Origin of the sequence: Vreelandella aquamarina, assembly GCF_020075495.1 — a bacterium.
GTDB classification, from domain to species: domain Bacteria; phylum Pseudomonadota; class Gammaproteobacteria; order Pseudomonadales; family Halomonadaceae; genus Vreelandella; species Vreelandella aquamarina_A.
In genome coordinates, this window is record NZ_JABYQT010000016.1 from 28,680 (window position 1) to 51,682 (window position 23,003).

Here is a 23,003-nt window from a genome sequence, read left to right on the forward strand (position 1 = left end):
GGCTGCCCCCACTACAGGTACGGCAAAGCGGCGCTGGCCAGCTAGGCAATAGTTATATTCTATAAGTCGCATGGCTTTTTCCAATTTTAGCTATGGGTTAAATAGCTCTAGCATGACCACCATCGCTTTCACACTCATGCACAAGACACGGAGATAATCTGGATGTCCTTGATCAACACTGAAGTAAAGCCGTTTAAAGCCACCGCCTACTTGAATGGCGAATTCATCGATGTAACAGACGCCGACCTGAAAGGCCAGTGGTCCATCTTCTTCTTCTATCCGGCCGACTTCACCTTTGTCTGCCCGACCGAGCTTGGTGATCTGGCCGACAACTACGAAGCCTTCAAGAAGTTGGGTGTGGAAATCTACAGCGTTTCAACCGATACCCACTTCACTCATAAAGCATGGCACGACAGCTCTGAAACCATCGGCAAGCTTCAGTACCCGATGCTGGCTGACCCGACCCTGCAGATTTCACGCAACTTTGAAGTCCTGATCGAAGAGGCTGGCCTGGCCGAGCGCGGCACGTTCGTGGTCGACCCGGATGGCAAGATCCAGATCGTCGAAATCAACGCCGGCAACATCGGCCGTAACGCCGAAGAACTGCTGCGCAAGGTAAAAGCCGCACAGTACGTTCGCGAAAACCCCAACGAAGTATGCCCGGCCAAGTGGAAAGAAGGCGAAGAAACGCTGGCACCTTCCCTGGATCTTGTCGGCAAGATCTAAACGGCGAACGCAATGGTCTGCTGACGGACGCTTGAAACGAACTATCTCATTGATATTCGTGAACCGTTGCAGGCTTTCGCCCACCACCCGGACGCCCGTCCGGGTGGTTCATGCAAACGCGCTATCGGTTCTCCCAATGACGGCCTTTTGCCGTGCTACGCCCCCGGCAGGATGGTCATGCTGATTGGTCGAGAACGCCTTTTAAAGATTACGAGGAAGCCACTGTCATGCTGGACGCCAATTTAAAAAGTCAGTTGAAAGCGTATCTGGAAAAAGTGACTCAACCGTTCGAGATCGTTGCGTCCCTTGATGACGGTGCCAAGTCACGTGAACTTCTCGGTCTGCTGGAAGACATCAACAGCCTGAGTGACAAGATTACTCTGAAGACCGATGGACAGGATAGCCGCACGCCGTCCTTCGCGCTCAATCGCACCGGCGAAGAGACCGGCGTGGTGTTTGCCGGCATTCCCATGGGCCACGAGTTTACCTCTCTGGTACTGGCCCTTTTGCAGGTAGGCGGCCATCCGCCCAAGGCCTCCGACGAGGTGCTCGACCAGATCAAGGCACTCGAAGGCGAAATGCTCTTCGAGACCTACTACTCGCTCTCCTGCCAGAACTGCCCGGACGTGGTTCAGGCGCTCAACCTGATGGCGATCTTCAACCCGAACATTCGCCACGTGGCGATTGATGGGGCGCTGTTTCAGGATGAAGTGGAAGCGCGTGAAATCATGTCGGTGCCCAGCATTTATCTGAACGGCAAACCGTTTGATCAAGGCCGCATGACCCTTGAGAAAATTCTTGCCAAGGTAGATACCGGTGCCGCCGACCGCGAAGCCAAGAAGCTCAGCGAAAAAGCCGCGTTCGATACGCTGGTCATTGGCGGAGGCCCAGCCGGTGCCGCCGCGGCCATCTACTCGGCACGCAAGGGTATCAACACCGGCGTTGCCGCCGAACGCTTTGGCGGTCAGGTGTCCGACACCATGGGCATCGAGAACTTCATTTCCGTGACCCATACCGAAGGCCCGAAACTGGTCAGCGCGCTGGAAGAGCACGTCAAGGAGTACGAGGTTGACGTGATGAACCTGCAACGCGCCACGGCCTTCAAGGCGGCACAAACCGAAGGCGGGCTGCACGAGGTCACGTTTGAGTCCGGCGCCAAGCTGAAAAGCAAGACGCTGGTGCTGGCGACCGGTGCCCGCTGGCGCGAGATGAACGTTCCCGGCGAGCAGCAGTACCGCAACAAGGGCGTTGCCTACTGCCCGCACTGCGATGGCCCGCTGTTCAAGGGCAAGCGCGTGGCCGTCATCGGCGGTGGCAACTCCGGCGTGGAAGCAGCCATTGACCTGGCCGGTATTGTCGGCCACGTGACGCTGTTCGAATTCATGGGCGAGATGCGCGCCGATGCTGTCCTGCAGAAGAAGCTCAAGAGCCTGCCCAACGTGGACATCATCCTCAACGCCCAGACCACCGAAGTCACCGGCGACGGCAGCCGCGTCAACGGCCTGACCTACAAGGATCGCAACACCGATGAGGTCAAGAACGTCGCGCTGGAAGGCATCTTTGTGCAGATCGGCCTGGTGCCCAACACCGAGTGGCTGAAGGATTCGCCCATCGAGATGTCGCCACGCGGTGAAATCATCGTCGATGCCCATGGCATGACGTCAGTGCCCGGCGTGTTCGCCGCCGGCGACGTTACCACGGTGCCCTACAAGCAGATCATCATCGCCATGGGCGAAGGTGCCAAGGCATCGTTGGGCGCATTCGATTACCTGATTCGCAACTAGTTTCAACCCCGTATTATCAAATGCCAGGTACCGGGCAGCAGCGCTTTACATAGGCGGCTGCCCCCAGCCTGCCCTCCCTGATCCTTTTTGACGTAAAGACCGTGACGTCGCGCCCGCTCTGCCCAGCGGGCTTTTTTTTGCCTCTCGATTACGCTGCTTTTACCTTCAACACGCCCGAGCGCCGACGCTATTCCTGGCGGGAAGCACAGACGCTGCACGCCGGGTCCCGGGGTACCTTGAAGTGACGCCACTGGCCGTTTAGCCCATCAAAAGTGGACAGCCCTTGATGGGGCTGGCCCGCGCCGCTTAACAGCTTGAACGCTTCTACAGCCTGAAAACAGCCGATCAGCCCTACCAGCGGTGCCATGACGCCGCTTTCCGCACAGCTCAACGCCTCGTCGCCCAGCGCATCCGGCGGGTACAGGCAGGCATAGCAGGGGCAGTCAGGCTCACGCGGGTCAAACACGGCCAACTGGCCGGAAAAACGGATCGCTGCACCCGAGACCAGTGGCACGCCGGCCTTCTGGGTCGCCGCGTTGACGGCATAACGGCTGGAAAAACGGTCGGTGCAGTCCAGTACCACATCGGCCGACGCCACCAGGCGATCCAGCGCTTCACCGTCGGCATGGGCTTCAAGGGCGGTAACCCGGCACTCCGGATTGAGCGCCTGCATGCTGGCCTTGGCAGACGCTGCCTTGTTCTGGCCGATGCTTGCCTGCTGGTGAGCAATCTGACGCTGCAGGTTGGAAAGCTCCACGTGATCTGCATCGGCAAGCGTGATCTGCCCGACGCCGGCTGCGGCCAGGTAAAGTGCGGCAGGTGAGCCCAAGCCGCCCGCGCCGATAATCACTGCATGGGCGCGGCGCAGACGCTCCTGGCCTTCGATGTCCACTTCCGCGAGCATGATCTGACGGCTATAACGCAGCAGGGCCTGATCGTCCATCATGGGCTTATTTATCCTCGAATTCCTCGACATCGGGTACGTGCAGGCTGAAGCTTTCCTTCACCTCTTCCATGACCACGTAGCTCTTGGACTCCTTGACGCCGGGCAGGGTAAGCACCACGTCGCCAAGCAGCTGGCGGTAGGCGGCCATTTCCGGAATGCGGCACTTCAGGATGTAGTCGAACTGGCCGGACACCAGATGACACTCCTGAATCTGCGGCAGCGTTTCCACCGCGCGGCGAAATTCGTCGAAGACCGCCGGCGACTGGGTTTCCAGACTGATCTCGACAAACACCAGCAGATTGGCTTTGAGCGCCTGCGGGTCAAGAATCGCCTGATAGCCACGGATGACGCCTGCTCGCTCCAGGCGCTTGACGCGCTCAAGACAAGGAGTGGTGGATAATCCGACCTCGGCGGCCAGGTCCACATAGGAAATACGCGCATTCCCCTGCAGGCAGCGCAGAATTTTAAGATCGATACGGTCCAGCGTTCTATTTTTAGGCTTCATGGCAGGGTCCATTTGATAAAGCAGGCATCTATGGCAGCACCACAGGGCCATTCCGGGCGGGCGCTGGTTCCTGGCGTCTTCCCAGCGTAATGCGTTCGTGGCCGCTCAGGTCGCGGATGCTTTCGATCGCCTGATAGCCTGCCTCCGCAAGGGCGGCGCGAACACTGGCCGCCTGACGGTAGCCATGCTCAAGCATCAACCAGCCCGCGTCTGCCAGATAATCGCGCGCAGCGCCGACCAGGTAAAGAAGATCCGCCAGCCCGCCAGTATCTGCCACGAGCGCACTTGTCGGTTCAAAACGTACATCGCCCTGGTGAAGATGCGGGTCATCCGCGGCGATATAGGGCGGATTGCTCACGATCAGATCAAACCGCTCGCCGCCCTTTTCAAAGGCGCTGAACCAGTTGCTCTGCATGAAGCGGGCGTTATTCAAGGCCAGGGTTTCGGCGTTGCGCTGAGCCAGGGCCACGGCGCCAGGGCGAAGATCCACCCCATACACCTGCCAGCCGGGCTGCTCGCTGGCAAAGGCGAGGGCAATGGCCCCGGTGCCGGTACCCAGGTCCAGCAGCCGCCCCTTTCGAGTCGCGACACGTCTCAGCGCGGCTTCGACCAGCGTTTCGGTATCCGGCCGGGGAATCAGGGTGTCTTTTGAGGTAGCGAGCTTGAGCCCCCAGAACTCACGCTCGCCGGTCAGATAGGCAACCGGCTGGCCCTGAATGCGCGCGGCAATCAGGGCATCGAAACGGGCATGCTCCCAGGGCGGGCATTCGCGGTCGCCCCAGGTATACAACCAGGTGCGGTCGTGCCCTGTCACGTAAGCCAAAAGCACTTCCGCATCCAGCCGCGGGGAGGCAGACCCCGCTGCCTGCAATCGCCGAGCGGCCTTCTGGAGCAGCGCATCAAGGGTCATTACGCTTCCTGCAGCGCCGAGAGCTGTTCAGCCTGATACTCATGAATAAGGGGATCGATCACTTCATCGAGCTGCTCGCCGCTGACCACCTCATTAAGCTTGTAAAGCGTCAGGTTGATGCGGTGATCGGTAATCCGCCCCTGGGGAAAGTTGTAGGTTCGGATACGCTCGCTGCGATCGCCCGAGCCGACCAGCGAACGGCGCGCATCGGCCTGCTCCTGGCGCTGGCTGTCCACGGCGTTGCGCTTGAGCTTGGCCGCCAGCAGCGACATCGCCTTGGCACGGTTCTTGTGCTGGCTGCGCTCTTCCTGGCACTCCACGACCACGCCGGTGGGCAAGTGGGTAATCCGGATCGCCGAGTCGGTGGTGTTGACATGCTGCCCGCCTGCCCCGCTCGAGCGGTAGGTATCCACGCGAAGGTCGGCCGGGTTGATGTCGATATCGCCGACATCGTCAACTTCAGGCATGACCGCGACGGTACACGCCGAGGTGTGAATACGCCCTTGGGACTCGGTAGCCGGTACGCGTTGTACACGGTGAGCGCCGGACTCGAACTTCAAGCGCGCATAGACACCCTCGCCCTTTACCCGGGAAATCACTTCCTTGAAGCCGCCCTGCTCGCCGTGGCTGGCGCTGACGATTTCCACGCGCCAGCCGCGCTTCTCGGCATAGCGTGAGTACATGCGAAATAGGTCGCCGGCAAAGATTGCCGCCTCATCGCCGCCAGTGCCGGCGCGCACTTCCAGAAACACGCCGCGGCCATCGTCCGGATCCTTGGGCACCAGCAGGCGCTTGAGTTCCACATCCAGGGCCTCGAGCTTTTCGCGCCCTTCGCTGATCTCCATTTCGGCAAGCTCGCGCATGTCCGGGTCGCTGTCGCGGCTCAACTGCTCGGCGGAGTCGATATCATCTTCAACGCTGCGGTACTGCCGCCATGCAGCCACCAGCTCATCGAGTTCGGCGTACTCGCGTGAGTAGTCGCGAAAGCGCTGCTGGTGGTTGATCACCTCAGGGTCGGACAGCAGCATTGCAAGTTCTTCGAAACGTTCCGTGAAGCTGTCCAGGCGTTGGCGCAAGGTATCTTTCATGCGGGCGTATTATCCTTATGACGGTTAGCCTTGGGCGCGGGCTGTTCAAAGGCAGGTTTAGCAGGCAGCAGCAGGCGCGGCGCGGCGTCAAGCAGTGCATGATGTTCGTGGGAAGCCGCATCGCGTATCGCCTGGGTGGGCTGATGAAGCAGGCGGTTGGTCAACTGGTGGGCCAGGCGCTCGACCACCTCCGCCGGGTCTTCCCCCCGCGCCAGGCGCTCCAGCGCCTGGTCGCGCGAGGCATCGCGCAGCGCCTCGCCATGATGGCGATACTCGCGAATCAGCTCGCCACCGTTGCGGATGCGGCGCTCGTGCTGCCAACTGCCGACACCGTGTTCGATCAGCGATTCGGCCTGATCGGCGGCCACCTGGCGGTGGCGTCGGTTCTCTTCGATCACCTCTTCGAGGTCATCCACCGTATACAGGAAGACATCGGCAAGCTCGCCCACTTCAGGCTCGATATCCCGAGGAACGGCGATATCCACCATGAAGACCGGACGGTGGCGACGTTTTTTCAGCGCGCTTTCGACCATGCCCTTGCCCAGAATCGGCAGTGGCGAGGCGGTCGAGGAGATCACGATATCCGCCTCTTCAAGTGCCGCGGGAATCTCCGATAGCGTGATCGCCTGGCCGCCCAGCCGTGACGAGACCTGCTCGGCACGCTCACGCGTGCGGTTGGCCACGATCAGCTTGCGTACACCGGCTTCGTGCAGGTGACGCGCTACCAGCTCGATGGTTTCACCGGCGCCGATCAACAGCGCCCGGGCGCGGCCGAAATCATCAAAGATCCGGCTGGCCATGCTGACCGCAGCGTAAGCCACCGACACCGGGTTCTTGCCGATACCGGTTTCGGTACGCACCTGCTTGGCAACGGCAAAGGTATGCTGGAAAAGGCGCTCGAGTTCGCCGCCCAGTCCTTGCATCTGCCGGGCATGCTGGTAGGCGTCCTTCAACTGCCCCAGTATCTGCGGCTCTCCCAGCACCATGGAATCGAGTCCGACGGCGACGCGCATCAAATGACGCGCGGCGTCGTTGTCCAGATAGTGGTAGGCACAGCGGGTCAGTTCGTCGATACTCAGGTCATGAAAGCGGCTCAGCCATTCAAGCACCGTTCGCTCGCCAGCGGCGTCCGTGACGCAATAGAGCTCCGTGCGGTTGCACGTCGAGAGCACCGCGGCTTCGCTGATGTGGGGCAGGCCACGCAGTTGCTCCAGCGCGTGTTCAAGCTGCGCCGGCGTAAAAGCCACCTGTTCACGTACCGCCACACTGGCCGTACGATGATTGATTCCGAGGGCAAGGAGCGTCATGCGGTATGCGTCTTCGCTAGTGGTTCGGTCGTCACGTCACTATCGGTCTTGAAATCTCGATGTTGGTCGGGCTGCTACAAGCAGTAGCCCCTGGCGGCAGCGCCAGATACTCAATTGCGCCTATAGGGCTGCCTTTCAAGGTCGACTATTCTATCACAGCCCGCCATCATCTGGCGCACACCACTTTGCCGCAGCCAGCCAAGCCGCTATGCTGAACACTCGGCCACTTGAATGAGAGACGCATGCCCCTTCGCTCACGACTATCGGGTTCACCCCTGCTGCCCCTGGCCGCCACTGTGGTCCTTTTGAGCGGCTGCCAATCATCACCCTCTTTTAATGGTGGCTCGCCAAGCCTGTTCAACGATGACCCCATGCGCGCCGCGCCGCCCATTACCCGCGGCCTTGACGCCGAGGGGCTGCGCACGCTGCTGGGTGCCGAGCTTGCCGGCCAGCGCGGCGACTATCGCTATGCCAGCCAAGGCTACCTGGAAGCGTCGCGGCGCTATGGCACGCCTGCTCTTGCCGAGCGCGCCACCTTCGCCGCCCGGTTTGGCGAGGACGTATCGCTCATGGAGACCTCCGCGCTGCGCTGGCGCGAGCTGGCCCCGCAAGCAGAAACGCCCAACCGGCTGCTGGCCTCGATTTCCCTGCAGCGGGGTGACTGGGTCGACAGCCTGGAGCAGCGCCTGGCCATCACTCAGGGCGGCGGCCATGGCGAGCTGACCCCGTTTGCCGAACTTGCCGTGAGTGAAGAGAGTGCGCCACTGCCACTGCTGGTTCGGCAGTTGCGCGACCACCTGGCCCAGCCCGGTGCCGCGCAGCTCGAACACCACAGCGATGCTCTGCTGGCAACGGCACTGCTGGAAGCTGCGCTGGGTGACACCCAGAAGGCCCAGGAGCGTCTCAATGAGGTGGCCAGGCGTGAACCTGAGTCGCCGGCGCTGTGGCTGGCTCAGGCGCGCCTGGCACTCGAAGAAGGCGACCTGCAGACCGCTCGACGCGCCGCCCAGCAGGGCATAAGCCTGGCACCCGATGACGTGCGTTTTATTCTCATGCTGGCTCAAGCCGAGATTCGCCTGAACAACATTGCCGCCGCCGAAGCGCAGACCGATGCACTGCTGGAAAGCCATGGCGGCAACCAGGACCTGCGCCTGGCCCTTGCTCAACTCTATCTGGAGGAGGGCCACGGCGAGCCGGCCTATCGCCTGCTGCAACCGCTGATTGGCCAGGAGCACGTGCCCAACCTGGCCTACTATCTGCTGGGCGCCATCGCCCAGTCACAGGGCGACATCGATAACGCGCTACTTTATTACCGCCAGGTCAGCGAAGGCGACGAGTTTCTGCCCGCCCGAGCCACCGCCGCCCAGATGCTGATCGACGACGACCGACTGATCGACGCACGAGCCTTTCTGCGTATCGAACGGATGCGCTATGACCGCTATTTTGGTGACCTGGTGGCGCTCGAGGTGCAGCTGCTCGACCAGCTCAACCAGCCAGAAGAAGCCACCGCGCTGCTCGACCGGGAGCTGACCCGCACCCCCGATGATACCAACCTGCTCTATTTACGCGGCATGCGCGCCTGGGAGGCGGGCGATTTCGCCGGCATGGAGCAGGACCTGCGCCAGCTGCTGGACCAGGAGCCGAACAACGCGGTTGCCTTGAACGCACTGGGCTACACATTGGCCGACATGAATCTGCCAGGCCGTCTGGAAGAGGCGCGCACGCTGATCGAGCGCGCTTACGAAGCGGACCCGAACAACCCGGCCGTGCTTGACAGCATGGGTTGGGTCTACTTCCGCCTGGGCCAGCCTGAGGAGGCGCTTTCCTGGCTTGAAAGCGCTTATAATCAGATGCCGGACCAGGAAGTGGCCGCCCACCTGGCAGAGGTGCTCCACGCCCTGGAGCGCAGCGACGAGGCACGCGAGCTGATCATACGCATCCAGGCAAGCACCTCGCGGCACCCTCAGATCGACGAGCTGCTGCAGCGCCACCCCGAACTTGCCCCGACCTCACCCTGACGCCATGTGCCGTCTCGGGCAATTTTTAACGCTATCAATTAATGACAAGGAGTCTTTCATGTTGATCACACTGCCTGCTGCCAAGCGCCTTTCAAGCCCTCTTGGCCTCCCACGCCTATGGCTTGCCGGCGCCGCCCTGCTGCTTCTGGCCGGCTGTGCGTCCCAGGCCCCCGTAGACGATGGCGGTCGCCAGTCAGGGCAATGGGAGCGCCAGCAGGCAGAGGTAGAGGCGTTCGACACCTGGACGATGATCGGCAAGGCAGGGCTGCGCACGCCACAGGAGAACCAGAGCGCCAACCTGGACTGGAACCAGCACCCCCACTACTTCCGCATGCTGATCAGCGGCCCATTTGGCGGCGGACGCAGTGTGCTTGAAGGCCGCGAAGGCCGCTTTTCGCTGACTACCGGCGAAGGCCGCTTCGAGGCTGAAACCCCGGAAGCCCTGATGGAAGAGCAGCTTGGCTGGTCACTGCCGGTCAGCGCCATGCCCGACTGGGTGCGCGGCCTGCCGGGCGATCACGCAAGCTATCAGCTGGAAACCGATGAGCTTGGCTTTCCACGTAACCTGCAACAGGATGGCTGGGAAATCGACTATCGTGACTGGGAAGAGGTGGAAGGCATGTGGCTACCGCGCCGTCTGGTCATGAACTACGACGATGTGCGTATCACCCTGGTCGTCAACCAGTGGCGCTCCTGATCCATCCGTTAACCTGCGAGCCAGCATGTCCGCTTCATTAATACTGCCAGCCCCTGCCAAGCTCAATCGCATGCTGCATATCGTGGGCCGTCGCGACGACGGCTACCACGAGCTTCAGACGCTTTTTCAGATCATCGACTTGAGCGATAGCCTCACCCTGACGCTGCGCGAAGATGGCGAGATACACCTTGCCACACCGCTTGATGGCGTGGCCTGCGAAGACAACCTGATCGTGCGTGCCGCTCGCCTGCTGCAGCGCCATGCCCATACGCCCTTGGGTGTCACACTTGCCGTCGAGAAAAGACTGCCCATGGGCGGCGGGCTGGGCGGTGGCAGCTCCAACGCTGCCACCGTTCTGGCGGGCCTGAACACGCTATGGCGACTCGGCCTTTCCCGCGAAACACTTGCCACGCTAGGGCTTGAGCTGGGGGCGGACGTTCCGGTCTTCATCCATGGTCACAGTGCCTGGGCCGAAGGTGTCGGCGAAAGACTCACCGCCGTCACGCTGGACACCCCCTGGTTCGTGGTCATTCACCCGGCCGTCAGCGTCTCGACGCCGCTGATCTTCCAGGACCCGGAATTGACACGCGACAGCCGCCCCATTACTATGGCGCGCGCACTGCAGGGGGGAGCGTCTGAGTGGCGCAACGATTGCGAGGCCGTCGTCAAGAAACGCTATCCGCAGATAGCGGAAGCGCTCGACTGGCTCGCGCAGCATGCACCTAGTCGGCTGACCGGTACTGGTGGCTGCTTGTTTGCGACGTTCGAATCCGAGAGCGCCGCACGCACAGTTGCTAAATTGGCAGGTCAACGCTGGCCGGCGTGGGCAGCACGCGGACTTAACACCTCCCCTCTACAAGATGCTCTGGGCTGCTGAAAGCGCCCGGTCATCGCATTAGGTTGTTATTGCTGGGGTATCGCCAAGTGGTAAGGCACCGGTTTTTGGTATCGGCATTCCCAGGTTCGAATCCTGGTACCCCAGCCAACCTGACATGATCTGCGTTTTCTCCCCTGATTCCAAACACTGCAAAGGTGGCTGCGCGTGTCAAAATTGATGGTTTTCACCGGGAATGCCAATCCCGAACTCGCTCAAAAGATTGCCGAGAGCTTGGACAGCCGCATGGGTAACGCCACGGTTGGCCAATTCAGCGACGGCGAAATCGCAGTCGAGATCAATGAGAACGTGCGCGGTAAGGACGTGTTTATCCTCCAGTCCACCTGTGCACCGACGAATGACAATCTGATGGAGCTGATCCTGATGGTCGACGCCCTGCGTCGCGCATCGGCAGCTCGTATCACGGCAGTGGTCCCCTACTTCGGCTATGCCCGCCAGGACCGCCGCGTACGCTCGGCGCGTGTCCCCATTTCCGCCAAGGTCGTGGCAGACATGATGGTCAAGGGCGGCGTTGACCGCGTCATGACCATGGACCTGCACGCCGACCAGATCCAGGGCTTCTTCGACGTGCCGGTCGATAACGTCTACGGCTCGCCGATTCTTCTGGACGACATCGAGCGTCAGAACTATGCCGACCTGGTGGTGGTTTCCCCCGATGTCGGCGGCGTGGTGCGCGCTCGCGCCATCGCCAAGCAGTTGAATGCTGACCTGGCCATCATCGACAAGCGTCGCCCTCAGGCCAACCAGGCTCAGGTGATGCACATCATCGGTGAAATCGAAGGTCGCACCTGCGTGGTTGTCGACGACATGATCGATACCGCCGGCACGCTGTGCAAGGCCGGTGAAGCGCTGAAGGACCATGGCGCCGCTCGTGTCGTTGCCTATGCAACACATCCGATCCTGTCCGGCCCTGCCGTGGACAACATTACCAACTCAGTGCTGGACGAAGTTGTCGTGACCGACACCATTCCGCTTGCCGACCATGCGCGTCGCAGCGGAAAAATTCGTCAGTTGAGCGTTGCCGGGCTGATTGCCGAAGCGATCCGCCGGGTCAGCAACGAAGAATCTGTCAGCGCGATGTTCCACTGATCGCCTGACGATACAGCCCCCTTCTGGGGCCTTGGGAACGTCGTCGTCTGGTCGCGGGCGGCGGCGTTTCCTTACTTAAACCAAGAGGCAAATTACATGTCTGATTTTATCCTGAAAGCCAGCGTTCGTAACGACCTGGGGAAAGGTGCGAGCCGCCGCCTGCGTCGTGCGAACCAGCAAGTTCCGGCCGTTGTGTACGGCGGCGAGAAAGGCGCGCAGTCCATTTCTGTCGAAAAGACCGCTTTCTACAAGGCGATCGAAGACGAAGCCTTCTTCTCCTCCGTCATCAAGCTGGTAATCGACGGTACAGAAGAGCAGGTAGTGGTACGTGATCTTCAGCGTCACCCCTACAAGCCCCTTCTGACTCACGCTGACTTCATGCGTGTTGACGCCACTCACGAAATCACCATGAACGTGCCGCTGCACGTGATTGGCGAAGAGAAGTGTGTAGGTATCAAGGACCAGGGCGGCGAACTGCACGTACTGGCCAACGAAGTAGCTATCAGCTGCCTGCCGAAAGACCTGCCTGACTACCTGGAAGTCGACATCTCCAAGGTCGAGCTGGGCACCACCCTGCACCTTTCTGACCTGGCGCTGCCGGCGGGCGTTTCCTCTGTCGACCTGAGCCATGGCGAAGAGCACGACAACGCCGTTCTCAGCATCACGAAGGTAAAAGTACGTGATGAAGCAGAAGGCGAAGGTGAAGGCGAAGAAGGCACCAGCGCTGAGTAAGGCTGTTAGAGGTACGCATCGCCTTGATGGCTGATACGTACTTGGCTCGGGCCATGCTTGCATGGCCCGAGAGTGATAAGATCAAGCGCTTCGGCGCTTGATTTTTTTTGCGGCTTGCCTTTTGCAACTGCGCTTCAAGCCGCCAAGGACGAGCGACGTCAATATTCGCCGAATTTTTTGGAGGTAGGTCAATGAGCCAGGTAACGGCCCTGATAGGACTAGGCAACCCCGGCGCCGAGTATGATGCCACCCGCCACAATGCGGGGTTCTGGCTGGTCGATGCCATTGCGCGCAGCGCCCATACCGAGCTACGCCCGGAGAAGAAATTCCTCGGCCTGTATGCCAAGGCCCGCGTGGGTGATCACGAGCTGCACCTGCTCAACCCTACCACCTTCATGAACCGAAGCGGTGCCGCGGTGGCAGCGCTTGCCCAGTTCTTCAAACTTGCCCCGGAAAACCTGCTGGTCGCTCACGATGAGCTCGACCTCCCGCCGGGGCAGGCACGCTATAAAACCGGCGGCGGCCACGGCGGCCATAATGGCCTGCGCGATATCATCAGCGCGCTTGGCAATCAAAAGCAGTTTCACCGCGTACGCATCGGTATCGGCCACCCGGGTGAAGCGCGCCAGGTCACCCACTACGTACTGGGCCGCCCCGGCAAGGCCGAGCAGGAAGCCATCGATAACGCCCTGCACGAGTGCCAGGCCACACTTCCTTTCGCGCTCGATGGTGACTGGGCCAAGGCCATGAATCGCCTGCATAGCGTAAAATAGTCAATACGAACATACTCACTTCAGGCAAGCGCTGGGCAGAGCACGTCAGCACTTGTCTTCAGCCAGGAATCCATTATGGGCTTTAACTGCGGTATCGTCGGCCTGCCAAACGTAGGCAAATCCACGCTTTTCAATGCGCTGACCAAATCCGGCATTGACGCGGAAAACTTCCCCTTCTGTACCATCGAACCCAACGTCGGCATCGTGCCGATGCCGGACCCGCGTCTGGACAAGCTGGCCGCCATCGTCAAGCCCGAAAGGATTCTGCCCACCACCATGGAGTTTGTGGATATTGCAGGTCTCGTGGCTGGCGCCTCCAAGGGTGAGGGCCTTGGCAACAAGTTCCTGGCCAACATCCGCGAAACCCAGGCGATTGCCCACGTGGTGCGCTGCTTCGATAATGACAACGTCATTCACGTGGCCAACCAGGTTGACCCACGTGCCGACATCGAAACCATTAACCTGGAACTGGCACTTGCCGACCTGGATACCGTCGAGAAGGCCAGCCAGCGTCTGGTGCGCTCGGTGAAAGGCGGCGACAAGGAGGCCACGGCCACCAAGGCCGTGCTCGACAAGATCCAGCCCCACCTGGCCGAGGGCTTGCCGCTTCGAAGCTTTGGCCTGGACGACGACGAAAAGCGTCAGGTCAAGAGCTTCGGCTTCTTGACGCTCAAGCCCACCATGTACATCGCCAACGTCAATGAAGACGGCTTCGAGAACAATCCTTATCTCGATATCGTCAAGGAAATTGCCGCCGAGGAAGGCGCCGTGGTGGTACCTGTGTGTAACCAGCTGGAAGCCGAAATCGCCGAGCTCGAAGACGAAGAGCGTGCCATGTTCCTGGATGAAATGGGCATGGAAGAGCCGGGACTCGACCGGGTTATCCGGGCAGGCTATGCGCTGCTTGGCCTGCAGACTTACTTCACCGCCGGCGTCAAGGAAGTTCGCGCCTGGACCGTGAAGCAAGGGGCCACGGCCCCTGAAGCCGCCGGCGCAATCCATACCGACTTCCAGAAAGGTTTCATCCGTGCCGAAGTGATCGCTTATGACGACTTCGTGACGCTAGGCGGTGAGCAAGGCGCCAAGGATGCGGGCAAGTGGCGCCTGGAGGGCAAGGAGTACATTGTCAAGGATGGCGATGTGGTGCACTTCCGATTCAACGTATAAACGCTGGTGATTCAAGCTCCTTGAGTACCAGCAGCAATCAATGCTTGACGGGCGGCGGATATCCGAGTAACATTCGCCCCCGTTGAAAGGCTACGTAGCTCAGCTGGTTAGAGCACATCACTCATAATGATGGGGTCCCCTGTTCAAATCAGGGCGTAGCCACCAGATACCGAAAAGCCCGCTGATTCGTCAGCGGGCTTTTTTCGTTGGCGCGTCGAGTGACGGTGTTATCAAGCAAGCACCGGGCGATTCAAGAAGACTTTCAACGCCCGGGTCAGGTACTCGACATCGCGGGTGCCAGCGGTTTCACGGATCGAGTGCATGGCCCACTGCGGCACGCCAATATCCAGGGTAGGCACGCCTACCTCGGTGGCCGTGATCGGGCCAATGGTACTGCCACAGCCCATATCCGCCCGGGTCACAAACGATTGAACCGGCACATCGGCCTCGCGGCATACGTCGCGAAACAGCGCGCCGGTCACGCTGTTGGTGGCGTAACGCTGGCTGGCGTTCACCTTGATTACCGGGCCGCCGTTGATGGCCGGGCCGTGGCGCTCGTCGTGCTTGTCACGAAAGTTGGGATGCAGCGCGTGGGCGTTATCGCAGGAAATCATCAGCGATGATTGAATCAGCTGAACCAGTGACTCCTCCGACCCACCGCCTACCTGCGCATTGATGCGCTTGAGTACATCGCCCAGAAATGGCCCTTGAGCGCCACAGGCACTGGCGCTGCCTACCTCTTCGTGATCATTGGCGACCAGTAGCGCTCCCTGGTGGCCGTCGCTTTCCAGCAGCGCCTCCAGCCCAATGAAGCACGACAGCAGATTATCCAGGCGCGCACTGGCGACAAGCTCCTGATTTACCCCCACCAGCGACGGCGGTTGTACGTCGTAGAAACCGAGCTCGAAATCCACCACTTCCGCAGCCTTCACGCCGTGCTGCTCTTCAATCCAGGAGGTCAGAAGGTCGGCAAGCGTGGCGCTACCGCTTTGCAGCAGTACCGGTGCCATCTGGGTCTGCGGGTTGATGGGCCGACCTGAGTTGACGTCACGATCCATATGGATGGCGAGGCTTGGCACCATGGCCACGGGCCGTTCGACGTCAAGCAGCAAGCTCTCCATCCTGCCATCCGAGTGGCGTACGTGTACCCGGCCAGCAAGCCCCAGGTCGCGATCGAACCAGGGCGCCAGCAGTACACCGCCATACACCTGCACGCCCAGCTGCAGCCAGCCCGCCGCGTGTTGTGTGGCATTTGGCTTCAAGCGCAGGCCGGGGCTATCGGTGTGCGCGCCCAGCATACGCAGGCTCTCAAGTGCCCCTTCGGGCAGCTGGAAGGCGATGATCGATGAATCGTTTCGCGTGACGTAGTAGCGCTGTCCGCGGCTCAACTGCCAGCTGGCGGTCTCTTCCAGCCGCTGAAATCCTGCTTTTTCCAACCGCTCGGCCATGCTCTGGGTCGCGTGCCATGGCGTGGGTGAATGGCGCAGAAAATCACATAGCCGGGTTAAACGATCGGCGTTGAAGGCTTCGGACATGGAAATCCTCTTAACAGTAATGATTGAGTCTCACAGAGCAAACGACCTGCTACAATGCTCCCTGGCCTAGGCAACTCATAGGCCACCTGCGGGTCTAGGGAAGCATGAGTGTACACAAATCCGGGAGAGCTTGACTGATGAGCTTGTTTGCAACGCTTTCGCGCTCGGTCGCGCTTGCCGTGATGCTGGTGGTCACCAGCCCGGCTGCGCTGGCGCAAATCGCGCCGACCGACGAACAACGCCAAGCGGCAGTAGAAATTGCGGATGCGCTCCGCTACGGCCACTACGCTGATATCACCTTTGATGAGCAGTGGTCACAGGAAGCCTTTCAGCGCTACCTGGACATTCTCGATGGCCAGCGCGCCTACTTGCTGAGCCGTGATATCGAGCCCTATCGTCATCTGGAAGGCGACATGGCCGAGGCGCTGTTCGAAGGTGATCTGGACGATGCCTTCGAGCTCTACGACCAGTTCAGCGAGCGCCATATAGCGCGCCTGGAGTGGCTGCTCGAGCGCCTGGATGAAGGCTTGACGTTCGACTTCGACAGCAATGAGCGCCTGGAAATCGATCGCGAAGAAGCGCCCTTCGCTACCCGCGAAAGTGAACTTGACGAACTTTGGCGCAAACGCCTGAAGAACGACGCGCTGACGCTTGCCCTCACCGACCAGGACGATGAACAGATCGAAGATAACCTGCGTCAGCGTTACGAAGGCCAGCTTTCCCGTCTGCGCCAGACCGAATCAGAAGACGTGTTCGGCCTTGTGATGGCGGCGGTGACCAGCACGATCGATCCCCACACCGGTTACCTTTCTCCGCGTCAAAGCGAATCTTTCGATATTCAGATGAGCCTTTCCCTCGAGGGCATTGGTGCACTGCTCCAGGCGGACGGCGAATACGTCAAGGTGGCAAGCCTGGTTCCCGGCGGCCCCGCCGATCGTGCCGATGTACTGGAACCCGCTGACCGCATCATTGCGGTGGGCCAGGAAGATGGCGAGATGGTCAACGTGGTAGGCATGCGCCTGGACAACGTGGTGGACCTTATTCGAGGCCCCAAAGGCTCGGTCGTACGTCTGGATATCGTGCCTGCCCAGGCGGTCGACATGACCCGCTCGCATATCGTCGAAATTACCCGCGATACGGTAAGCCTTGAAGACCAGGCCGCCCATGGCGAAGTCATCAATGTCGAGCGCGATGGCGAGCCCCACCCGATCGGCGTCATCAACATTCCCACCTTCTACGTTGATTTTGACGCCTGGCAGGCGGGCGAAGAGGAGTATCGCAGCACCACTCGCGATGTAGCTCGTGAGATCGAGCGCCTGAAAGAAGAAGGCGTCGAAGGCATCGTGCTGGATCTTCGCAACAACGGCGGCGGCGCGCTTCAGGAAGCCAACTCGCTGATTGGCCTGTTCATCGATCGCGGCCCTACCGTTCAGGTTCGCGATGCCCAGGGCCGCATCCAGCTCTACGGCGACAGCGATGCGGGCACCACCTATGACGGCCCGCTCACCGTTCTGGTCAACCGGCTATCTGCCTCGGCCTCCGAGATCTTCGCCGGCGCCATCCAGGATTATGGCCGCGGCCTGATCGTCGGTTCGTCTACCTTTGGCAAAGGAACCGTTCAAACATTGAACGACCTGAGCCATGGCCAGATCAAGCTGACCCGCGCCAAGTTCTACCGTATTTCCGGTGAAAGTACGCAAAACCGCGGCGTAGACCCGGACATCGCCTTCCCGAGCCTGATTGACCCTGAGCGTATCGGCGAAAGCAGCCTGGACAACGCCCTGGGCTGGGACACCGTGCAGAACGTTCAGTACCGCCGTTACGGCACGCCGGAAACGTTTGTCGATGCGCTGGCTGCCCAGCACCAGACCCGCGCCAAGCAGAACCCTAACTTCATCTACCTGGAACGCCAGTCGGCCCTGGCACGTCAACTGCGTGAGCAGCACACCAGCGTCAGCCTCAACCGCGAACAGCGCCAGCGCGAAATGGAAGCCCAGGAAGCCGAGCAGCTGTCTCTAGAGAACCAGCGCCGTCGGGCACTGAAGCTTCCTGAACTTGATGAATGGATGGATGCCCGCCTGGACACTACCGAACCCAATGGCAAGGATGAAAGCGCTGAGGACGAGGAAATGCCGGTCGACCGCGCGCCCGTGCTTGAAGCGGCAGAAATCCTGCTCGACTATGCCCACTTCCAGAAAGCCCAGCGGATGGCCAAGCGCTGATTGCTGCGCGTCCTGAAACAACGCCGGCCCCTGCGCCGGCGTTTTGCTGAATACATCACGCTGAACGACGACGTATCATGCCTGCCAGGCTATTTTTCCTTGCTGGCCTATCAGTATTTTTTTGGCGTGCAACGTCCTAGGCATACCCGCATCGGGCGCTTTCAGGAGATGGTGAACATGCGTTATCCAAATGAGAAGCAGCACGAACTTGAAAAGTTGTTTAGCTAAATCAATCATAACCATGCTAATTTTTATAACCCCCTCATCTTATAGCCTCTTTTTTCTCCCACCCTCCTGCACGCTGCATTTTGGTAAAAATAACGCGTGATTCGGCTAAGGTCTTGTCGGAAAAGGCCGATATAACAGCGTCATCCATTCTTGGCTTTGCTGTTATAGGAAAATCATGTCACGACTAACTACAAATCAACGACTCTGGGGCATTCTCGGGCTTATCTGCTTAGCCATGCTGACGCTGGTGGGCTGGCTGACCTGGGAAACACGACAAACCATCGAGCACGAGCGGCGTACCAGCATTCAGCATGTCGTCGAAAGCCTCCAGTCGCAGCTGCAGGCGCTGCAGGTTAACGCCAGTACCGGCGAGCTTACCCTTGAAGAAGCCCAGCAGCGTGCCGTCGACGCTATTGCCAATGCCAGCTTCGCTGAAGGTGAGTACGTGTTTGCCTTTGACGATCAGATGCACATCGTCTCTCACCCCAATCGCCCGCGCGGCGAAGACATGAGCAACTACCATGATGCCAACGGAATGCGGCTTTATGCAGAATTTCTGCAGGCTGCCCGTTCGGGTGGCGGCCACGTCGATTACTACTCGCGCCGTATTTCAGGTGACGAGCAGTTTCCCAAGATCAGCTACTTCGCCTACTTGCCCGAGTGGGGCTGGGCGTTTGGCGCCGGCATCTACGTCGACGACATCAATGCAGCCTTTATCAGTAACCTTACCCGCTCCCTGATTGCACTACTGATTATCGGCATCCCGGTTACGCTGCTGATGGGCTGGGTGATTCGCGATGTGGCTCGCCGTCTGGGCGGGGACCCACGCTACGCCGCGGAAGTGGTACGTTATATTGCCGATGGCGATTTGACCCGAAGCACTACGCTTTCCAGCCGCGACCAGGAAAGCCTGCTATTCAACATCAACCGCATGCGTGAAAGCCTGGCAGGCACCATTGGCGATATCCATCACGGTGCCGACCAGGTCAACAACGGGGTCGAGCAGATCGTCGGCGTCAACGAAGAGCTCTCGACACGCACCGAGCAGCAGGCTGCGTCTCTGGCTGAAACTGCCTCCAGCATGGAAGAACTGACAGCGACCGTTAAACAGAATGCCGAGCACGCCCATCACGCGCGTCAGCTGGCGACGAGCACGGCGGATAACGCCCAGCGTGGCAGCGATGCCATGACGGCCGTGGTGGCCACCATGGCCGATATCGATGAAAGCTCGGCTCAGATGAGCAGCATCGTGAACACGATCGATGCGATTGCCTTTCAGACCAACATTCTGGCGCTCAATGCATCGGTCGAGGCGGCTCGGGCCGGCGACCAGGGCCGCGGGTTTGCCGTGGTAGCCAATGAAGTTCGCCAGCTTGCCAGCCGCTCGGCAGCCGCCGCCCAGGAGATCAAGAAGCTGATCGAAAACTCCGGCGCCAAGGTGGCCGACGGCAGCCAGCAGGTACGTGCGACGGGCGAGATGATCAATAGCGTGGTGACGGATATCAAGCAGCTCAGCACGCTGGTCCAGGAAATCTCTGCTGCCACCAGCGAGCAGAGCAGCGGTATCGAGCAGGTCAACCTAGCCGTCACCCAGATGGATCAGATGACCCAGCAAAACGCAGGCCTGGTACAGGAAAGCAACCACGCAACCCAGTCATTGGCCCAGCTGAGTACTCAGCTTCGCCAGCGGGTGGCCAACTTCCTCATCAACGCCCAAACACCAGCGCCAGCGGCCTTGCCTTCTTCGTCACGGCATGTCACTGAGGAAAGTGACTTTTAGCCATTGAGGTTCCTTGCATCGAGGCAAGTACCTTTGTAGGTTGACGCCCTCTTTACCACATCAGGTTCAGAGGGCGTTTTGCATGTCCCAGCGTATTTTACACCTTGCCCTGATTATCCAATTCCACGGCGTCGTGCATTCTGTTCAGTAAATTCGGCACGGCAGCCTGAACGCGGTTCCAGCTGGGTATGAAGGGCCGCTCGCGCGGGTTATCCAGAAACAGGTTACCGGCTTCCAGCAGATTACTGGCAAACAACTCCACCGCCTGCTCTTCACTGTGGCGATCCAGACTCAGGCCATTCATGGTGGCGTCGTGGTCGTAGGCTTCTATCAGATCCAGCGCCAGCCGGTAATAGGTCGCCTTCAGGGTTCTGAAGTCTTCACTGCTGAAACTTACTCCGTGGGTGGCCAACTTCCGATACAGTGCCTTGGAGATATCCAGGCTCATTCGATTCAGCCCGCCGTTCGGGTCCTCTTCGCTTACCGGCTGGTGTTTATGATCGTAGGCATCGGCGATATCGACCTGGCATAGCTGACGGTGGGAGTAGTTGCGCTGCAGTTCCGAAAGTACGCCAATCTCGAGCCCCCAGTCAGCGGGGATGCGGATGCCCTCCAGCACTTCACTACGCATGGCAAACTCACCCGATAACGGATAACGAAAGCTATCCAGATACTCCAGATAAGGCAGTGGCCCACATACGGTCTTGAGCGCGCGCAGCAGCGGTGTGACCAATAAACGAGAAACGCGCCCGTTCAGCTTGCCTTCGGCAATGCGCGGATAGTACCCCTTGCAGAAGCTGTAGTTAAAACGCGGATGGGCGACCGGGTACATCAAGCGAGCCAGGAGACCACGCTCGTAGGTCAGAATATCGCAGTCGTGAAGGCCCACTACCGCCGAGCGGCCGGAAGCCAGCATATAGCCGGAACAGTACCAGACGTTGCGCCCCTTGCCGGGTTCCAGTGCACCTAGCCCATGGCTTTCAAGCTCGTCGTCCAGTTCACGCAGGCGCGGGCCATCGTTCCAGAGAATGCGGGTATGCTGCGGCAGGCGGGCAAAGAACTCGCGAGCGTGCAGGAACTGATCGCGATCCGCACGATCAAGCCCAATCACGATTTCATCGAGATACGGCACCTTGGCCAGCTCGTCGACGATATTGGAAAGCGCCGGCCCTTCCAGTTCGGAATACAGCGAAGGCAGGATAAGGCCCATGGGTCGACGCCGGGCAAACCGGCTCAACTCCTCTTCAAGCGCCTCGACTGGCCGCCGCGTCAGGTTATGAAAATCGGTAATGACACCGTTCTGGTGAAAATCGCTCATGAGTTCCCCTCCCTGGTTTATTGCGTGGTGATACGCGTCCCGCTGAGCGTCTGTAACGGCTTCTCCTCCCCACCCCACCAGTGGGTAACGCCTTCTGCCCACCCTGCCGGTCCCACGGCGGTTGTGCGATAGAGCGCCGGGGTGCGTGGTGTGACGCGGGCATCATGCACGCCTTGAATCACAACAGCCTGGTCGACGGCTTCCAGCATGCTGACATCATTGGGCCCGTCACCGAGGGCCAGCGAAAGCGGCGTGCAACCTCTAAGCATGGCAAACCGCTCGATCAGCCAGGTAACGGCTCGCCCCTTGTCGGTGCCGCGCCCCATGACGTGCCAGAAACGCCCGCCCTGCGTCAGCTCAAGGCCATCACTTTCAAGCGCCTGGCGAAACGTTTCAAGAGAGGCCTGATCACCATTCCAAATCAGCGGCTCGCACCCCTCCCGCTGTCGTGCGTCACTGGCGCGCGCTGCATCCAGGCCGGTCAACGCGGCAACCTCGTTGTTACTCATCTCTCCCATGCAGGTAAAGCCAATGTTCAGCCGCTTGCGCCATACGTTCAAGCGAGCACGAATAAAGCCGATATCTACACCGGTATGCTTGATGGCCAGGCCATCACGCCCACTGCTTGGGCGGTCAAGGCGGGCATGGCACCAACCAGGCGGTAGACCAATGACGGCTCCGTTTTCCGCAACAAACGGCGTGTCGACAAGCCCTAGCGACTCGCGTAGCGGAAGTAGCTCTGCACGGGTCTTGCTGGTGACCGGAATGACCGGTATGCGCAGCTGTTCAAGCCAAGCAAGCGTGGGCAGGGCGGGAGAAAAGTCATAGCTGTGATGATCCAGAAGAGAGCCGTCCAGATCGGTAAATACCAGGCGCGCCCGTTGCTGAGCGTCAGGTGCACGAGCGAACGATGCAGGAATGTCGTATTCAGACATGGCACTACCTCTGTATGACGCTATAGAAAGCCTAGAGCAAGGGAGTTGCTAACTAAAGATGAGAAGCAGCTTACATGCCAAGAATAGAAAAATTTTAACTATTAGCAACTTAACAAAAAGCGCACACTGATGGTGCAAAACGACGGGGAAAGAGCGTCCAGAAAGGATCATTTAGGTGCATTTGCAGGCTACGGTCTGGAAGATAGATATGGGCGACCAAAAAAGCGTGCCAGCGACTATTTTGCTTGGCAAAAAACGATCAATAGCTATACTCAAATTGTACTCGCTGGCACCTTTGTATACCCCCTCACCTGATGTCAGCGAGCTGCAGTGAGCCAAGTTTGAGCC

Annotated in this window: 20 protein-coding genes and 2 tRNA genes; 14 read left to right on the forward strand and 8 right to left on the reverse strand. The window is 59.9% G+C overall.

Going from position 1 to position 23,003, the window contains the following annotated elements; genetic code table 11:
- The first annotated feature begins 162 nt into the window (after positions 1-162).
- On the forward strand, positions 163-726 hold the full coding sequence (gene ahpC / locus HW452_RS16485) for an alkyl hydroperoxide reductase subunit C (RefSeq protein ID WP_224107188.1): 564 nt from the start codon (positions 163-165) through the stop codon (positions 724-726).
- Between the two features lie 227 nt (positions 727-953).
- Positions 954-2,510, forward strand: coding sequence for an alkyl hydroperoxide reductase subunit F (gene ahpF, locus HW452_RS16490; RefSeq protein WP_224107189.1), 1,557 nt, complete (start codon positions 954-956; stop codon positions 2,508-2,510).
- 187 nt (positions 2,511-2,697) lie between these two features.
- Here ahpF and HW452_RS16495 read toward each other — a convergent pair whose 3' ends face one another.
- Genes HW452_RS16495 through hemA form a run of 5 tightly spaced genes read right to left on the reverse strand, consistent with a single transcriptional unit; the run spans position 2,698 to position 7,266 of the window.
- Entirely contained in the window at positions 2,698-3,456 is a 759-nt protein-coding gene (locus HW452_RS16495) for a HesA/MoeB/ThiF family protein (protein WP_224107190.1), read from the reverse strand.
- Between the two features lie 4 nt (positions 3,457-3,460).
- Entirely contained in the window at positions 3,461-3,961 is a 501-nt protein-coding gene (locus HW452_RS16500; protein ID WP_224107191.1) for an Lrp/AsnC ligand binding domain-containing protein, read from the reverse strand.
- 28 nt (positions 3,962-3,989) lie between these two features.
- Complete coding sequence (gene prmC, locus HW452_RS16505; protein ID WP_224107192.1) at positions 3,990-4,871, reverse strand: peptide chain release factor N(5)-glutamine methyltransferase; 882 nt, start codon at positions 4,869-4,871, stop codon at positions 3,990-3,992.
- On the reverse strand, positions 4,871-5,959 hold the full coding sequence (prfA, locus tag HW452_RS16510) for a peptide chain release factor 1 (protein ID WP_224107193.1): 1,089 nt from the start codon (positions 5,957-5,959) through the stop codon (positions 4,871-4,873). The genes prmC and prfA overlap by 1 nt, the downstream gene beginning before the upstream one ends.
- Positions 5,956-7,266, reverse strand: coding sequence for a glutamyl-tRNA reductase (gene hemA / locus HW452_RS16515; protein WP_224107194.1), 1,311 nt, complete (start codon positions 7,264-7,266; stop codon positions 5,956-5,958). The genes prfA and hemA overlap by 4 nt, the downstream gene beginning before the upstream one ends.
- A 242-nt stretch (positions 7,267-7,508) precedes the next feature.
- Here hemA and HW452_RS16520 point away from each other — a divergent pair, with 242 nt between their 5' ends.
- The 9 genes from HW452_RS16520 to HW452_RS16560 all read left to right on the forward strand — a co-directional run bounded on the left by HW452_RS16520 (position 7,509) and on the right by HW452_RS16560 (position 14,802).
- Complete coding sequence (locus HW452_RS16520) at positions 7,509-9,284, forward strand: tetratricopeptide repeat protein (RefSeq protein WP_224107195.1); 1,776 nt, start codon at positions 7,509-7,511, stop codon at positions 9,282-9,284.
- Positions 9,285-9,342: 58 nt separating this feature from the next.
- Entirely contained in the window at positions 9,343-9,981 is a 639-nt protein-coding gene (gene lolB / locus HW452_RS16525) for a lipoprotein insertase outer membrane protein LolB (protein ID WP_224107196.1), read from the forward strand.
- Positions 9,982-10,006: 25 nt separating this feature from the next.
- Positions 10,007-10,858 (forward strand): 4-(cytidine 5'-diphospho)-2-C-methyl-D-erythritol kinase, encoded by an 852-nt coding sequence (gene ispE / locus HW452_RS16530; RefSeq protein ID WP_224107197.1) that lies wholly within the window; start codon positions 10,007-10,009, stop codon positions 10,856-10,858.
- Between the two features lie 33 nt (positions 10,859-10,891).
- Positions 10,892-10,966 (forward strand) — tRNA-Gln (locus HW452_RS16535).
- A gap of 57 nt (positions 10,967-11,023) precedes the next feature.
- Positions 11,024-11,965 (forward strand): ribose-phosphate pyrophosphokinase, encoded by a 942-nt coding sequence (locus HW452_RS16540; RefSeq protein ID WP_208623634.1) that lies wholly within the window; start codon positions 11,024-11,026, stop codon positions 11,963-11,965.
- Between the two features lie 96 nt (positions 11,966-12,061).
- Positions 12,062-12,697, forward strand: coding sequence for a 50S ribosomal protein L25/general stress protein Ctc (locus HW452_RS16545; protein WP_224107198.1), 636 nt, complete (start codon positions 12,062-12,064; stop codon positions 12,695-12,697).
- A gap of 191 nt (positions 12,698-12,888) precedes the next feature.
- The gene (gene pth, locus HW452_RS16550; protein WP_224107199.1) at positions 12,889-13,470 is read left to right on the forward strand and encodes an aminoacyl-tRNA hydrolase; all 582 of its coding nucleotides are present in this window, start codon (positions 12,889-12,891) and stop codon (positions 13,468-13,470) included.
- 75 nt (positions 13,471-13,545) lie between these two features.
- A complete protein-coding gene (gene ychF, locus HW452_RS16555; RefSeq protein ID WP_224107200.1) occupies positions 13,546-14,637 on the forward strand; it encodes a redox-regulated ATPase YchF in 1,092 nt (363 codons plus the stop codon).
- Between the two features lie 88 nt (positions 14,638-14,725).
- Positions 14,726-14,802, forward strand: a tRNA-Met gene (locus HW452_RS16560).
- A 65-nt stretch (positions 14,803-14,867) separates the two neighbouring features.
- Here HW452_RS16560 and HW452_RS16565 read toward each other — a convergent pair.
- Positions 14,868-16,172 (reverse strand): M18 family aminopeptidase, encoded by a 1,305-nt coding sequence (locus HW452_RS16565; RefSeq protein WP_224107201.1) that lies wholly within the window; start codon positions 16,170-16,172, stop codon positions 14,868-14,870.
- 137 nt (positions 16,173-16,309) lie between these two features.
- Between HW452_RS16565 and HW452_RS16570 the strand changes: the two genes are divergently transcribed.
- The 3 genes from HW452_RS16570 (at position 16,310) to HW452_RS16580 (ending at position 20,402) form a co-directional block, all read left to right on the forward strand.
- Positions 16,310-18,394, forward strand: coding sequence for a carboxy terminal-processing peptidase (locus HW452_RS16570; protein ID WP_224107202.1), 2,085 nt, complete (start codon positions 16,310-16,312; stop codon positions 18,392-18,394).
- A complete protein-coding gene (locus HW452_RS16575) occupies positions 18,395-18,622 on the forward strand; it encodes a hypothetical protein (RefSeq protein ID WP_224107203.1) in 228 nt (75 codons plus the stop codon).
- A gap of 175 nt (positions 18,623-18,797) precedes the next feature.
- Positions 18,798-20,402: a methyl-accepting chemotaxis protein gene (locus HW452_RS16580; protein WP_224107204.1), complete on the forward strand. Its 1,605-nt coding sequence runs from the start codon at positions 18,798-18,800 to the stop codon at positions 20,400-20,402.
- A gap of 97 nt (positions 20,403-20,499) precedes the next feature.
- On the opposite strand, the gene HW452_RS16585 is transcribed toward HW452_RS16580, so the two are convergent.
- Both HW452_RS16585 and HW452_RS16590 read right to left on the reverse strand, forming a co-directional pair.
- A complete protein-coding gene (locus HW452_RS16585; RefSeq protein ID WP_224107205.1) occupies positions 20,500-21,720 on the reverse strand; it encodes a glycosyl transferase in 1,221 nt (406 codons plus the stop codon).
- Between the two features lie 17 nt (positions 21,721-21,737).
- Positions 21,738-22,655: an HAD-IIB family hydrolase gene (locus HW452_RS16590; RefSeq protein WP_224107206.1), complete on the reverse strand. Its 918-nt coding sequence runs from the start codon at positions 22,653-22,655 to the stop codon at positions 21,738-21,740.
- Between the last annotated feature and the right edge of the window lie 348 nt (positions 22,656-23,003).

Coding starts and splice junctions, on each gene's coding strand:
- ahpC (WP_224107188.1), top strand. CDS start 163: ATGTCCTTGATCAACACTGAAGTAAAGCCGTTTAAAGCCACCGCCTAC.
- ahpF (WP_224107189.1), top strand. CDS start 954: ATGCTGGACGCCAATTTAAAAAGTCAGTTGAAAGCGTATCTGGAAAAA.
- HW452_RS16495 (WP_224107190.1), bottom strand. CDS start 3,456: ATGATGGACGATCAGGCCCTGCTGCGTTATAGCCGTCAGATCATGCTC.
- HW452_RS16500 (WP_224107191.1), bottom strand. CDS start 3,961: ATGAAGCCTAAAAATAGAACGCTGGACCGTATCGATCTTAAAATTCTG.
- prmC (WP_224107192.1), bottom strand. CDS start 4,871: ATGACCCTTGATGCGCTGCTCCAGAAGGCCGCTCGGCGATTGCAGGCA.
- prfA (WP_224107193.1), bottom strand. CDS start 5,959: ATGAAAGATACCTTGCGCCAACGCCTGGACAGCTTCACGGAACGTTTC.
- hemA (WP_224107194.1), bottom strand. CDS start 7,266: ATGACGCTCCTTGCCCTCGGAATCAATCATCGTACGGCCAGTGTGGCG.
- HW452_RS16520 (WP_224107195.1), top strand. CDS start 7,509: ATGCCCCTTCGCTCACGACTATCGGGTTCACCCCTGCTGCCCCTGGCC.
- lolB (WP_224107196.1), top strand. CDS start 9,343: ATGTTGATCACACTGCCTGCTGCCAAGCGCCTTTCAAGCCCTCTTGGC.
- ispE (WP_224107197.1), top strand. CDS start 10,007: ATGTCCGCTTCATTAATACTGCCAGCCCCTGCCAAGCTCAATCGCATG.
- HW452_RS16545 (WP_224107198.1), top strand. CDS start 12,062: ATGTCTGATTTTATCCTGAAAGCCAGCGTTCGTAACGACCTGGGGAAA.
- pth (WP_224107199.1), top strand. CDS start 12,889: ATGAGCCAGGTAACGGCCCTGATAGGACTAGGCAACCCCGGCGCCGAG.
- ychF (WP_224107200.1), top strand. CDS start 13,546: ATGGGCTTTAACTGCGGTATCGTCGGCCTGCCAAACGTAGGCAAATCC.
- HW452_RS16565 (WP_224107201.1), bottom strand. CDS start 16,172: ATGTCCGAAGCCTTCAACGCCGATCGTTTAACCCGGCTATGTGATTTT.
- HW452_RS16570 (WP_224107202.1), top strand. CDS start 16,310: ATGAGCTTGTTTGCAACGCTTTCGCGCTCGGTCGCGCTTGCCGTGATG.
- HW452_RS16580 (WP_224107204.1), top strand. CDS start 18,798: ATGTCACGACTAACTACAAATCAACGACTCTGGGGCATTCTCGGGCTT.
- HW452_RS16585 (WP_224107205.1), bottom strand. CDS start 21,720: ATGAGCGATTTTCACCAGAACGGTGTCATTACCGATTTTCATAACCTG.
- HW452_RS16590 (WP_224107206.1), bottom strand. CDS start 22,655: ATGTCTGAATACGACATTCCTGCATCGTTCGCTCGTGCACCTGACGCT.